Raw genomic sequence first — 13910 nt, forward strand, 5'->3', positions numbered from 1 at the left:
AGGGCTGAGTAAGAGGCATTGGGTTTCACCGCCCGAACCGCTCTCCGCCCGGGACGGCGGCGAGCAATTGGCGGGTGTAGTCGTGCTGGGGAGCGGCGAAGAGCGCGGCGGTCGGGCCGCTCTCGACGATCCTGCCGCGCTGCATCACCGCGATCTTGTCGCAGATCTGGGCAGCGACGCGCAGGTCGTGGGTGACGAACAGGATGGCGAGGCCGAGCCGCTGCTGGATGTCCTTGATCAGCTTGAGGATCTGCGCCTGCACGGAGACGTCGAGCGCCGAGACCGCCTCGTCGGCGACGAGCACGTCAGGTTCGAGCGCGAGCGCGCGGGCGATCCCGATGCGCTGGCGCTGGCCGCCGGAGAACTCGTGCGGATAGCGGTCGATCGCATTGGCGGAGAGGCCGACCAGTTCGAGCAGCTCCTTCGCCCGCGCCAGCGCGTCCTTGCGCGGCACGCCATGCGCGACCGGCCCGTCCGAAATGATCCGCCCGACTGTCTGGCGCGGGTTGAGCGAGGCGAACGGGTCCTGGAAGACCATCTGGATGCGCTTGCGATGCGGGCGCAGCGCTGCGACGCTGAGCTCGCTGATCGCGAGGTCGCCCAGGGTGATGCGGCCTGAATCCGGCTCGATCAGGCGCAGGCAGCAGCGCCCGACCGTCGACTTGCCCGAGCCGGATTCGCCGACGAGCCCGAGCGTTTCGCCCCGCGCCAGGGTGAAGCTGACATCGTCGGCCGCCCTGACTTCGCGGCCTGGACGGAAGAAGGTCCGCTTGCGATAGACCTTGCCGAGCTTTTCGACGGTGAGCACCGGCTTGCTCTCCGGCAATGCCGGCCGCTCCGGCGGCGTCAGCGAGGGCACCGCGGCAAGCAGCTTCTGCGTATAAGGATGGCGTGGCGATCCCAGCACCTGGTCGACGACGCCCTCCTCGACCACGATCCCCTTTTCCAGCACGGCGATGCGGTCGGCGATCTCCGCGACGACACCCATGTCATGCGTGATGAACAGCACGGCGGTGCCATGCTTGTGGCGGAGATTGTCGATCAGCTTGAGGATCTGCGCCTGAGTGGTCACGTCGAGCGCGGTCGTCGGCTCGTCGGCGATCAGGAGCTTGGGTTCGAGGGCCAGCGCCATCGCGATCATCACGCGCTGGCGCTGCCCGCCCGAGAGCTCATGCGGATAGGCGCGCGCCAGCCGCTCCGGCTCAGGCAGGCCGACCTCGGTCAGGAGCGCGACAGCGCGCGCATGGCGCTCCGGCTTGCTGAGCAATCCATGCGCTTCGAAGGTCTCGACGATCTGGTCGGCGACGCGCATGACCGGATTGAGCGAGGTCATCGGCTCCTGGAAGATCATGCCGACCTCGCGGCCGCGCACATCCTGCATCGCGTCTTCGGACAGCGCCAGGAGGTCGCGGCCGGCGAGCTTGATGCTGCCCGCGACCGGTTTGACCGCCTTGGGCAAAAGACCCATCACCGCATGGGCGATCATCGACTTGCCGGAGCCGGATTCGCCGACGACGCAGAGCGTCTCGCCGGGCGCGATCGTCAGCACCGCATCCTCGACCGCATAGGGGCGGTCGGCCATCACAGGCAGAGCGAGCTTGAGGCCTTCGATCGAGAGAACCGGAGCCGCCATCATTCCCTCTCCCGGGCAAGGCGCGGGTTCATCGCGTCGTTCAAACCCTCGCCGGCGAGGTTGAGCGCCAGCACGGTCAGGAAGATCGCGACACCCGGGAAGAAGCTGATCCACCAGGCGTCGAGCAGACGCGTGCGGCCGGCGCCGACCATGTAGCCCCAGCTCATCAGATTGGGGTCGCCGAGCCCGAGGAAGGAGAGCGAGGATTCGAGCAGGATCGCCGAGCCGATCATCAGCGAGCCCATAACGATGATCGGCGCGATCGTATTGGGCAGCACCTGGCTCCAGATGATGCGCGAGGTCGGCTGGCCGATGGTGATCGCCGCCTGGATATATTCGCGGGTCTTCAGCGAGAGCACCTCGCCACGCACCAATCGCGCCACCGGCGGCCAGCTGACCACGCCTATGGCGAGCACGATCGAACCGAGCTTGGGCTGCAGGATCGCGACGAGGACGATGGCGAGCGCAAAGGAGGGGATGGTCTGGAAGAACTCGGTGAAGCGCATCAGCGCATCATCGACGATCCCTCCTGCGTAACCGGCGATGGCGCCAAGCGGCACGCCGATGAGCAATGCTACAATCGTCGAGACCAGCCCGATTGTCAGCGAGACGCGGGCACCATGCGCGAGGCCCGAGGCGATATCGCGCCCGAGCGTATCGGTGCCGAGCGGAAAGCGGTCCATCACGAAGGGGGCGAGGAAGGGCCGCGCCACCGTCCGCCAGGGCGATTGCGGATAGAGCTGCGGTGCGATGATCGCAAAGAGGATCACCACGATGAGGATGGCGAGGCCGATCAGGGCGCCGCGATTACGGGCAAAGCGCTCGAGGAAGCTCATGACACTGCCTCGATGCGCGGATCGGCCAGCCGGTAGACCAGGTCGGTCAGGATGTTGAAGCCAACGACCATGGCCGAGGACATGAAGAAGACGCCGAGCAGCACCGAATAGTCGCGCTGCACCAGCGCATCGAACATCAGGCGGCCGATCCCCGGCCAGGCGAAGACGGTTTCGGTCAAGACCGCGCCGCCGACGAGCTGGCCGGCTTGCAAGCCCGCCAAGGTCACGACCGGCAGGATGGCGTTGCGGGCGACATGGCGGCGCGAGACGAGACCGGGCGCCAGCCCCTTGGCGCGCGCCGTCTTGACGAAATCGGCGCCAGCGACCTCGAGCATCGAGGCCCGCATCATCCGGGCATAGAGCGCCGTGAAGAACAGGCCGAGCGTCAGCGCCGGCAGCACGAGGTGGCTGGCGATGTCGAGCGCGCGGGCGAACCCGGTATAGTTCGCGCCGATGGTCTCGTAGCCGACATTGGGCACGAGGCCGAGCTTCAGCGAGAAGACGATCTGGCTCATCAGCGCGACCCAGAACAAAGGCGTCGCATAGAACACCAGCGCCAGCGTGGTGATGACGCTGTCCTGCCAGCGACCGGCGCGGCGGGCGGCGAGCGCGCCCATAAGCGTGCCCAGTCCGAGCGAGACGATGAAGGCGGCGCCGGTCAGCAGCAGCGTCGCCGGCAGACGGTCGAGGATCAGGCTCAGCACGCTCTGCTGCTGACGATAGCTGAAGCCGAGATCGAAGGTGAGATAGCCCTTGAGATAGACCCAGAGCTGGGTCAGCAACGGCTGGTCGAGGCCGAAGCGCTCGCGCAGCTGGATCAGCAATTGCTCGTCGGCGGCGCCGGCCTCGCCGGCCAGCACCTGCGCCGGGTCGCCAGGGGCGGCCCGGATCAGGAAGAAGTTCAGCACCGCGATGGCGAAGAGGACAACGATCCCCTTCGCGAGCCGGCCGGCGAGGAATTGCGCGAGGTTCATTCAGACCCGTCTTTGCTTGCCGTTGTCGTCCCGAGCGACCGGAGGGAGACCCGGGACCCATTCCGGAACGGTTCAGGCATGGGTCCCGGATCAGCGCCGCTGACGCGGCTTGTCCGGGACGACATTGCCCAAGCGATCAGCTGCCGAATTCACTCCTTCCAGGCGTCGCGGAAGCCGTCGTCGACACCGACGCCGGTGGTGACGAGGTTCTTGACGTTGCAGCGATAGATGGTCGGGAAGTCCATTTCCAAGAGCCAGAGCACCGGCAATTCGTCGGCGAGGAGCTTCTGCACCTTGGTGTAGAGCTCCTGGCGCTCCTTGTCGGTCGGCGCGATCGCGGCGTCGGCGAAGAGCTTGTCGACCTCCGGGTTGGAGTAGCCGCCAACATTGGCGAAGGGATTGCCCTTGGCGATGTTGGAGGTGATGTAGCTGCGCGCCACGCCCATGGCGGGGTCGCCGAGCTGGTAGAGGAAGTTGAAGTTGAGATCGAAGTCCCAGTTGCTGGCCTTCTGGGTCCAGCCGGGCACGTCGGTGTTCTCGACCTGCACCTTGACGCCGACATCCTCGAGGTTCTGCTTGATCGCCTCGGTCCAGCGCGTCCAAGTCTCGCCATAGGGCAGGTTGAGCAGGCGAATCGTCTCGCCCTTGTAGCCGGAGGCCTTGATCAGCTCCTTCGCCTTCTTCGGGTCGAAGGCGTATTTCGGCACGTCGTCCGAATAGAACTTGGTCTTCGACGAGATCGGCCCGGTCGGCAGCTTGCCGAGCCCGCCCCAGACCACCTCGCGGCCGAATTCGCGATCGATCGCGTACATCAGGCCCTGGCGGAACTGCTTGTTGCCGAGAATGCCGTTGCGGACATTCGGCGTCAGCCAGGCATGGGGGGCAAACATCTCCCAGCCCTTGGTGGTCATGCAGGTATTGGGCAGCTTCGAGAGCCGGGCGACGTCGTAGACGTCGACCGAGCCGCCGGTCAGCACGTCGACCTTGCCGGTCTCGTAGGCGACGGCGCGAGCGGCCGCATCGGGGATGATCTGCCAGTAGATCTCGTCGAGATTCGGCTTGCCTTTCAGCCAGTAGTTCTCGTTCTTGACCAGGTGGATATAGGAGCCCTTCTTCCACTCTTTCAGCTTGAACGGGCCAGTGCCGATCGGCGTGTTGTTGGCCGGATTGGCGCGATAGTCGGTGCCATCATAGATGTGCTTGGGGATCATCGGCGCGGAGGCGACCTCCTGCGTCATGATCATCGGGCCGAAGGGCTGCTTCAGCGTGATCCTCACGGTGAGGTCGTCGACTTTCTCGATCTTCTCGACCTGGGCGTTGACGATCGGGCGCCAGCGCGGATGGACCTCGCGCAGGAACTTGTCGAGGGTGAAGACGACGTCGTCGGCGGTGAACGGCTTGCCGTCATGCCAGGTCACGCCCTCCTGCAGCTTGAAGGTGTAGACCTTGGCATCCGGCGAGATCTCCCAGCTCTTGGCCAGCGAAGGCTGCGGCTCGAGCTTCTCGTTATAGCGCAGCAGCGACTCGTAGATGTTGCCGGCGACCATGTTGGTCGGGCCGTTCTGGTTGAGCCCCTGCATCAGCATCGGCGGCTCGGGCTGGACGACGACGTGGACCGTGCCGCCCTTCTTCGGTTCCTGCGCCTGCGCCACGCCGAGCGCCAGGACGGAGGCGGCGAGCGCCAGGCCAAATCTCAATCCGGTCATCGTCGTTCTCCCCCGTTTTGTCGTTCGCGGCCAGCTCAGGCGGATCGCACCCGATCAGGCGCCAGTTGGCAAGCTCGGCGGCTATGAAAGCGAGAGACAAAATCCGTGTCAATGCTTGACATGGCGTGTTATTAGGCGACACGCTCAGCAAACGAACATGGCATAGCCTGACTTGCGATGAACCAGAAAGACGGGGACAGGGCCGCGCAACTGCCGCCGGGCGTGCCGATCGTCCGGGCCGTCGACCGCGCGATCGCCTTGCTCAAGGCCTTCCGCCCGGAACAGCCGCGGCTCGGCCTCAGCGAGCTGGCACGACAGGTCGGGCTCGACAAGGGCACGACGCGGCGCCTTCTGCTGACACTGCAGCTCAACGAACTCGTCGAATATGACGAACATTCGCAGAGCTATGCGTTGGCCGTCGGCCTGATCGAACTCGGCAGCGCGGTGACGACCGGTCGTGAATTGCGCGACATCGCCGGCCCCTATCTGACCGCCATCGCCGAGAAGACCGGCGCCACCGCCTTCCTCTGGGTCCACATCGCCGGGCGCGGCCTCTGCGTCGATCGCGTCCGCGCCTCGCTGCCGCATGTCGATGCGACCTGGTTCGCGGTCGGCGCGCAGGCGCCGTTGAACTGCGGTGGCGGCCCGCGCGTGCTGCTGGCCTATCTCGACGACGAGCAGCGCCGGCAGGCGCTGTCGATCGACCTGCCCAAGCGCGCGCCGGCGAGCCAGACCGATCCGGAACTGCTCTGGCGCGAGGCCGACCGCATCCGCGCCCAGGGCTGGGAGCTGGCTGCCGACGACTTCTTCATCGGCCTGACCGGCGTCGGCGTGCCGATCTTCGACCGCTCAGGCGCGCTGGCCGGGGCGCTCAGCATCTCCTCGCTGACCTCGATCGTTGCGCCGGAAGGGCACCCTGTGCATCTCGACGCGCTGCTCGATGCGGCGGCGCGGATCGGGGCGCGCGTGCTGCCGGCCTGAGCTAGCGCTCGATCCGGGTCGAGAGGATGATCGAGGACATGGTGCGCTCGACGCCTTCGAGCGCGCCGATCCGGTCGATCAGCCCGTCGAGTTCGCCGATCGAGGGCGCCACCACGACCGCGATCATGTCGAACTGGCCGCTGACCGAATGCAGCGTCCTGATCTCGGGGATGCGGCGCAATTCCGCCTCGACCCGGCCTGCGAGCTTGGGCAAGGCGGTGATCAGCACATGCGCCTTGACCTGGCCCTTCTCGTAATCCTCCGACAGCCGCGCGGTGTAGCCGGCGATGACGCCGCGGCGCTCGAGCCGCTCGATCCGGCTCTGCACCGTGGTGCGCGACAGGCCGAGCTTGCGGCCGAGCTCGGCCACCGGCGCGCGGGCGTTCTCGGTGAGCAGGGTCAGGAGATGGCGATCTGTCGGGTCTATCGGCATAGTGACGAAAGCTTACGGCGTTTCGCTGAAAAATCCCATATGAATCGTCGCGTCGCTAGCTTCTATCCGACGAAGTCTTCGGTGAATCTGTCTCCAGAAACAGATTCATCGGGGGAACCATGAAAAACGTGGTCGTCATCGGCGCCGGCAAGATCGGCGCAACCATCGCCGACCTGCTCGGCGCTACCGGGGATTACCGTGTGGTGATCGCCGACCGCTCCAACGAACAGCTCGCCGCCATCAAGACCAGCCCGACGATCTCGACCCGCCGGGTCGACATCACCGACGCCGCCGAGCTCGCCCAGGTGCTGAACGGCGCCTTCGCGGTGCTCTCCGCTGCCCCTTACGATCTGACGACGCGCATCGCCGAGGCCGCCGCGGCACAGGGCGTGCATTATCTCGACCTGACCGAGGACGTCGCCTCGACCCGCCGCGTCAAGGAGCTGGCGCTGACCGCCAAGGCGGCGCTGATCCCGCAATGCGGGCTGGCGCCTGGCTTCATTTCGATCGTCGCCGCCGATCTCGCCCGCGATTTCGACCAGCTGGACAGTCTCAAGCTGCGCGTCGGCGCGCTGCCGCAGTACCCGTCCAATGCGCTGAACTACAACCTGACCTGGAGCACGGACGGGGTCATCAACGAGTATTGCGAGCCCTGCGAAGCTGTCGTGAACGGCGAGCGCGTGCTGGTGCCGGCGATGGAGGAGCGCGAGGAATTCTCGCTCGACGGCGTCACCTACGAGGCCTTCAACACCTCGGGCGGGCTCGGCACGCTCTGCGACACGCTCGCCGGCAAGGTGCGCACGCTGAACTATCGCACGATCCGCTATCCCGGCCATTGCGCGATCATGAAGGCACTGCTGCAGGATCTGCGCCTGTCCGAGCGCCGAGACGTGCTGAAGGACATCTTCGAGAACGCCCTGCCGAGCACGCTGCAGGACGTGGTCGTGATCTTCGTCACCGCCAGCGGCCGGATGAACGGCCGGCTGACCCAACAGACCTATGCCAACAAGGTCTACAGCGCTGTGGTCGGCGGCGTGATGCGGAGCGCCATCCAGATCACCACGGCCTCGGGCATCTGCGCCGTGCTCGACCTGCTGGCGCAGGGCAAGCTGCCGCAGAAGGGCTTCGTCAAGCAGGAGGAGATCGGCTTCGACGCCTTCCTCGCCAACCGCTTCGGCCGCGCCTATGCCCGGCCCGAGGATCTCGGCCACGCCCCCGGCGAGAGCCATGCGGCCCGCGCGGCCTGAGCTCGCGCGAAGCATATTCGCCCCTGCCCGGCAAGCGGGCCAAAGTCAGGGGGCGCATGAACGGGTCCGGGCTGGCAAACACCCGGACCCACGCTACAAAACAAAAAATGGTTCCATAGGGAACGTTTCCGGGGGAACGACCGCACGATGGCCAAACGCGTCCTGATCGCGGAATTCATGCATGAGACGAACACGTTCAGTGTTCAGCTCACCGACGAGGCGGTGTTCCGCCATCACGGCGCCTTCCGAGACAATGAGGTGCCCGCAGCCTTCCAGGGGACGCGAACCTCGATGGGCGCCGCTTTCGAGGCGGCCGAGAAATTCGGCTGGAGCCTCGTCCATCCGCTCGTCACCGGAGCCAACCCCTCGGGCCGCGTCACCGACGCGGCCTTCGACGTCTTCGCCGGCATGATCCTTTCAGCCTGCGAGCGGCTCGATGGCGTGCTGCTGCATCTGCACGGCGCGATGGCGACGGAGAGCTCCGATGACGGCGAGGGCGAATTGCTCAGGCGCATCCGCGCCAAGGTCGGCGAAGGCGTGCCGGTCGTCGCGATCCTCGACCTGCACGCAACGCTCACCCAGCTCATGGCCGACAACGCCAATGCGCTGATCTCCTATCGGACCTATCCGCATATCGACCAGTATGAGCGGACCTGGCAGGGCGCCGAATTGCTGGAGCGGGCGATGAGGGGCGAGATCAGGCCGCGCGTCGCGGTGGCGCGCCGGCCGATCCTTTACGCACTCGATGGCGGGCGCACGACCTCGCCGCCCTTCATGGAGCTGCTGCGCCGCGGCGATGCGCTGGAGGCGGCGGGCGATGCGCTCGTGGTCAGCGTCCAGGCCGGCTTCTCCTCGGCCGATGTGTACGATATCGGTCCGTCCATCGCCGTCACCCATGACGATCGCGGCAAGGCGCAGGCCATCGCCGAGGAGCTGATGGACTATGCCTGGGAGCAGCGGCACTTCTCCTCGATCCACTTCACCCCGCTGAAGGAGGCGATGGCCAGGGCGAAGGCGGGCGAAGGCAGGCTCGGGCCGGAGGCCGGCGGCAAGCCCGTCGTGATCTCCGACTATTCCGACAATCCCGGCTCCGGCGCCTATGGCGATGCGACCAATCTGCTGCGCGCCGTGCTCGATGCCGGCCTCAAGAATGTCGGCTTCCATGCGATCCGCGATCCGGAAGCCGCGCTCGCGGCACAGGCGGCCGGCGTCGGCAACCGCGTCAAGCTCAAGCTCGGCGGCAAGGTCGATCCGAGCACCGGCGGCGGCCCGCTCGAGCTCGACGCCCATGTCGTGGCGCTGACCGACGGGCATTTCATCTGTTACGGGCCGATGGCCGGCGGCGTCTGGCGCAATTACGGGCTCTCGGCGCTGCTGCGGGTCGACGATGTCGAGATCATCGTCATCACCCATAACGGCCAGGCGACCGACCTTGCCCAGTTCACCTCGCTCGGCGTCGACCCCACCCGGAAATCGACCGTCATCGTCAAGTCGATGCAGCATTTCCGCGCCGCCTTCGAACCGATCGCCCGCGAGGTGATCGAGGTCGACACCGGCGCGCTCTCGACCAAGAACTTCAAGGAGCGCCCCTACAAGAAGGTGCGCCGCCCGATCTTCCCGCTCGACGACATCTGAGCGGGATCGAAGACCACGACCGGCCGAAAGCGCCGGCAGCGACAAGACCGGAGGATGCAGGGATGACGGAGCGAAGCGTATGAGCGTCAAGGCCGATATCGTGCTGCGCGGCGGGCCGATCTGGTGCGGGCGCGAAGAGGGCGTAGTCGAGGCGCTGGCGCTCTGGGGCGACAAGGTGCTCGCCGCCGGCAAGGAGGCGGAGATCGCCGATCTCGTCGGGCCCTCGACCAAGGTCATCGACCTCGCCGGCCGGCTGGCGACGCCAGGGCTGAACGATTCCCATCTCCACCTGATCTCGGTCGGTCTGACCATGGATTGGGTCGACGCCCGCCCGGCCAATGCGCCGACGCTGGAGGCGCTGCTTAGCGTAATCGGCGCCCGCGCCGCCAAGGCCAAGCCCGGCGAGTGGGTGCTGGCGCGCGGCTACGACCAGACGAAGCTCGACACCGGCCGCCATCCCTTCCGCGAGGAACTCGACCGCGCCTCCCCGAACAATCCGGTCATGCTGGTCCGAACCTGCGGCCACATCTCGATCTGCAATTCTCTGGCGCTCAAGCTCGGCGGCATCGATGAGACCTCGCCGACCCCGCCGGGCGGGCTGATCGAGCAGCAGAATGGCCGCCTCACCGGGCTGCTCGCGGAAAATGCCCGCGCTCCGGTCAAGGCCGCGATCCCGGAGCCGAGCGAGGAGCAGCTCCTGGCGGCGATCGAGCGCGGCGGCAACTATCTGCTTTCGCTCGGGATCACCAGCTGCATGGATGCGGCGGTCGGAATGGTCACCGGCTTCAACGAGATCGCGGCCTATCACAAGGCCAAGCGCGATGGCCGGTTGCCGGTGCGGACCTGGCTCGCTCTCCTCGGCGACGAGGGCCGCTCGATCGTGCCGCAATGCCATGAAGCGGGGCTGATCTCCGGCACCGGCGACGAGATGCTGATGGTCGGCGCGGTCAAGATCTTCCTCGACGGCTCGGCCGGCGGGCGCACTGCCTGGATGAGCGAGCCCTATCTCGGCGACGACAAGACCACCGGCGTCCAGATGCTCTCGAACGAGGATCTGGAACGGCAGGTGCTCGACGCCCATGCCAAGGGTTACCAGCTCGCCTGCCACGCCATCGGCGACGCGGCGATCGAGCAGTTGATCACTGCCTATGAGAAGGCGCTCAAGGCCTATCCCGATCCCGACCGGCGCCACCGCATCGAGCATTGCGGCTTCTCGACGCCGCAGCAGCACGAGCGCATGGTCAAGGCAGGGATCTATCCCTGCCCGCAGCAGGTCTTCATCCATGATTTCGGCGACGCCTACGTCAAGGTGCTCGGCGAAGAGCGGGCGCTGCCGAGCTACCCGTTCCGGACCTGGTTCGATCTTGGATTGAAGCCGGCGACCGGCAGCGACGCGCCGGTCTGCGATCCCGATCCGTTCCCGAACTTCCACACCATGCTGACGCGGCAGACCTGGCGCGACACGGTGATGGATGAGCGCCAACGCGTCTCAATCGAGGAGGCCTTGCAGGCCTACACCGAATACGGCGCCTTCTCGCAGAAGCAGGAGGCGGTGAAGGGCAAGCTCAAGCCCGGCTTCCTCGCCGACGTCGCCGTGTTCTCGCGCGATCTGCTCACGGCCTCGCCGGGAGAGATCCTGAAGGACACAAGCTGCGATCTCACCATTCGCGGCGGCAAGGTCGTCTACGAGCGCTGAGGCGGCAGCGCCTGAACGCGCTGCACAATGGAAACAAGAAGACAGGGCGTGAAAGCCCGCTATGGTTTCAAATGGAACGAATACCGGCGCCGGCCAACGGCGTCGTCCTTAAAGGGTTTCACGGACAAATTGGGAGGTTTCGACGTGTTGAAAAAGCTTGCCTTCACGACCGCGCTGACATTCGCGGCCGCCTTTACCCTGCAGGCGCAGGCCCAGGAGCCGCGCCGCGGCGGCACGATCCGCTTCACGGCGCCCTATGGCGCATCCTTCGTCAGCAATGACAGCCATGTCTCGAACCAGATCCAGGACGAGATCTACGGCTATGCGCTGCACGGCATGCTCTACAAATGGGATGCCAAGAACGGCAAGCCGGTGCTCGACATCGCCGAGAGCGTCCAGGTCTCGGCCGACGGCAAGACCTATACCTACAAGCTGCGCGACAATGCGCTCTTCCACAATGGCCGCAAGCTGACCTCCGACGACGTCATCTGGTCCTATACCCGCATCATGGACGGGTCGAAGAACTATCCGGGGGCGCGCTACGTCGCCCGCATCGTCGGCGCGACCGATGTCCAGAAGGGCCAGACCAAGGAGATCTCCGGCCTGAAGAAGATCGACGATTCCAGCTTCTCGATGACGCTGACCGACAAGGCCGATCCCGGCTACTTCCTGTTCCAGGCGCAGACCGCGATCCTGCCGGCCAAGGAAGCGCAGGCCGCCGGCTTCTTCGACAAGCCGATCGGCCTCGGGCCGTTCAAGTTCGTCGAACACGTGCCGGGCTCGCGCATGGCCTTCGAGCGCTGGGACAAATACTTCCTCGCCGGCAAGCCCTATGCCGACAAGCTGGTGATCTCGCCGATGGGCGAGGCGGCGGCGCGCGACGTCGCCTTCCGCAACAAGGAGGTCGACGTCTCGATCCTGGGCTCGACCCAGTACGTCGCCTACAAGGCCGATCCGAACCTGTCGAAGGGCATCCTCGAGGTCGCCGAGGTCTTCACCCGCAACATGGGCATGAACCCGACCTTCAAGCCCTTCTCCGACAAGCGGGTGCGCCAGGCGATCAACCACGCCATCGACAGCGAGCTGATCATCAAGCGCCTGGTCCGCGACAAGGCCTATCGCGCCTCGAGCTGGCTGCCGCTGTCCTCGCCGGCCTTCGACAAGGACGCCAAGCCCTACGCCTTCGACCCGGAGAAGGCCAAGAAGCTGCTGGTCGAGGCCGGCTATCCCGACGGCTTCGAGTTCGAATGGACCGCGACGCCGAACGAGAGCTGGGGCGTTCCGATCGTCGAGGCGACGATCCCGATGCTCGCCAAGGTCGGCATCAAGGTGAAGGTCAAGCCGGTCGAGACCTCGGCCCTCGGCGGCGTCGTCGTGGGCGGTGACTTCCAGGCCTATATCTGGTCGAACACCTCGGGTCCGGACACGCTGACGGCGCTGAAGTGCTTCCACTCCTCGACGCCACGCTCGTCCTGCAACTACACCACCTTCAAGAATGCGGCTTATGACAAGCTGATCGACGATGCCTCCGCCGAAGCCGATCCGGCCAAGCAGCTCGACCTCCTCAAGAAGGCCAACGCCCTGCTGCAGGAAGAGGCCCCGGTCTGGTTCTTCAACTACAACAAGGCGGTGATGGCCTATCAGCCCTGGCTGCACGGGCTCCAGCCAAATTCGACCGAACTGGCGCTCCAGCGCTATGAGGAACTCTGGGTCGACACCACCTCGCCTGCGGCGAAGTAACCCCCTCCCGAGCCCCCGCCGTCGCATGGCGGCGGGGGCTTGTCCGCCTCCGCCCGCCGGCCACGACCCGGCGCTCAGGAGCCATTATCATGCTGCCTTATGTCATTCGCCGGCTGCTGCAGGCCATCCCGATCCTGCTCGCAGTCGCCGCGCTGATCTTCGTGCTGTTCAGCGTCATCCCCGGCAATTTCGCCACCAGTCAGATGGCCGATGGCCGCAGCAATATCGACGCTGCGACGATCGCGCGGATGAACGAGCAGTTCGGCCTCAATGACCCGCTGCCGCTGCGCTTCGCCAAATATGTCGGCGGGCTCGCGACCTTCGATCTCGGCGATTCCTTCCGCACCCGCCAACCTGTAACCGCCCTGATCGGCGAGCGGCTCTGGCCGAGCCTCCAGCTCGCGCTCGCCGCCATGGCCTTCGCCATCGTCATCGGCGTGCCGCTAGGCTTCTTCGCCGCGCTGAAGCCGGGCAGCTGGGTCGACATGCTCTCCATGGTCTTCGCAGTCTCGGGGCTATCGCTGCCGATGTTCTGGCTCGGCCTGCTCTTGATGTACGCCTTCGCGCTGACGCTGAACTGGTTCCCGAGCTTCGGCTATGGCGACGGCGATCCGCGCTACATCGTGCTGCCGGCGATCGCCCTCGGCGTCTCGCCCCTGGCGCTGCTTGCCCGCACCGCACGTGCCGCCGTGCTCGAGGTGATGCACGCCGATTTCGTCCGCACCGCCCGCGCCAAGGGCGCGAGTTCCTATCGCGTCATGCGCTGGCACGTCGCGCGCAACGCGCTCGTCATCGTCCTGACCACGCTCGGCCTTCAGTTCGGCTCGGTGCTCGGCCAGGCCGTCGTCGTCGAGAAGCTCTTCGCCTGGCCCGGCCTCGGCTCGCTGTTGGTCGACAGCGTCACCTGGCGCGACATTCCGGCCGTGCAGGGCTGCATCCTGACGATCGTGCTCTTCTTCCTCGTCGTGAACATCGCCGTCGACGTGCTCTGCGCCGTCGTCGATCCGCGCATCAAGTACAGCTAGGCTT

The 13910-nt window shown here is 66.1% G+C and carries 11 protein-coding genes; 6 read left to right on the top strand and 5 right to left on the bottom strand.

Annotation, left to right across the window (positions count from 1 at the left end; translation table 11 throughout):
• Positions 1–25: 25 nt before the first annotated feature.
• From ACQKLX_RS22685 to ACQKLX_RS22700, 4 genes are all read right to left on the bottom strand, one after another.
• Positions 26–1633, bottom strand: a complete 1608-nt coding sequence (locus tag ACQKLX_RS22685) for an ABC transporter ATP-binding protein (RefSeq protein WP_427363824.1) — start codon at positions 1631–1633, stop codon at positions 26–28.
• Positions 1633–2469: an ABC transporter permease gene (locus ACQKLX_RS22690; protein WP_427363825.1), complete on the bottom strand. Its 837-nt coding sequence runs from the start codon at positions 2467–2469 to the stop codon at positions 1633–1635. The genes ACQKLX_RS22685 and ACQKLX_RS22690 overlap by 1 nt, the downstream gene beginning before the upstream one ends.
• A complete protein-coding gene (locus tag ACQKLX_RS22695; protein WP_427363826.1) occupies positions 2466–3443 on the bottom strand; it encodes an ABC transporter permease in 978 nt (325 codons plus the stop codon). Before ACQKLX_RS22695 ends, ACQKLX_RS22690 begins: the two co-directional genes overlap by 4 nt.
• A 149-nt stretch (positions 3444–3592) precedes the next feature.
• The gene (locus ACQKLX_RS22700; RefSeq protein WP_427363827.1) at positions 3593–5149 is read right to left on the bottom strand and encodes an ABC transporter substrate-binding protein; all 1557 of its coding nucleotides are present in this window, start codon (positions 5147–5149) and stop codon (positions 3593–3595) included.
• Positions 5150–5326: 177 nt separating this feature from the next.
• On the opposite strand from ACQKLX_RS22700, the gene ACQKLX_RS22705 reads away from it, so the two are divergent.
• Positions 5327–6130, top strand: a complete 804-nt coding sequence (locus tag ACQKLX_RS22705; protein WP_427363828.1) for an IclR family transcriptional regulator — start codon at positions 5327–5329, stop codon at positions 6128–6130.
• A 1-nt stretch (position 6131) separates the two neighbouring features.
• Here the strand turns inward: ACQKLX_RS22705 and ACQKLX_RS22710 are convergent, their stop codons facing one another.
• Positions 6132–6563 (bottom strand): Lrp/AsnC family transcriptional regulator, encoded by a 432-nt coding sequence (locus tag ACQKLX_RS22710; RefSeq protein ID WP_427363829.1) that lies wholly within the window; start codon positions 6561–6563, stop codon positions 6132–6134.
• A 119-nt stretch (positions 6564–6682) separates the two neighbouring features.
• Here ACQKLX_RS22710 and ACQKLX_RS22715 point away from each other — a divergent pair, with 119 nt between their 5' ends.
• From ACQKLX_RS22715 to ACQKLX_RS22735, 5 genes are all read left to right on the top strand, one after another.
• Complete coding sequence (locus ACQKLX_RS22715; RefSeq protein ID WP_427363830.1) at positions 6683–7810, top strand: saccharopine dehydrogenase family protein; 1128 nt, start codon at positions 6683–6685, stop codon at positions 7808–7810.
• A gap of 147 nt (positions 7811–7957) precedes the next feature.
• Positions 7958–9445: a M81 family metallopeptidase gene (locus tag ACQKLX_RS22720; RefSeq protein ID WP_427363831.1), complete on the top strand. Its 1488-nt coding sequence runs from the start codon at positions 7958–7960 to the stop codon at positions 9443–9445.
• Positions 9446–9524: 79 nt separating this feature from the next.
• Positions 9525–11141 (top strand): amidohydrolase, encoded by a 1617-nt coding sequence (locus tag ACQKLX_RS22725; protein WP_427363832.1) that lies wholly within the window; start codon positions 9525–9527, stop codon positions 11139–11141.
• Between the two features lie 147 nt (positions 11142–11288).
• Positions 11289–12881: an ABC transporter substrate-binding protein gene (locus tag ACQKLX_RS22730; RefSeq protein ID WP_427363897.1), complete on the top strand. Its 1593-nt coding sequence runs from the start codon at positions 11289–11291 to the stop codon at positions 12879–12881.
• An 89-nt stretch (positions 12882–12970) separates the two neighbouring features.
• Positions 12971–13906 carry an ABC transporter permease gene (locus tag ACQKLX_RS22735; RefSeq protein WP_427363833.1) on the top strand — a complete coding sequence of 312 codons (936 nt, stop codon included), beginning with the start codon at positions 12971–12973 and terminating at the stop codon, positions 13904–13906.
• Positions 13907–13910: the final 4 nt, after the last annotated feature.

Source organism: Allobosea sp. NPDC003192, assembly GCF_050275675.1.
Lineage (GTDB): Bacteria > Pseudomonadota > Alphaproteobacteria > Rhizobiales > Beijerinckiaceae > Allobosea.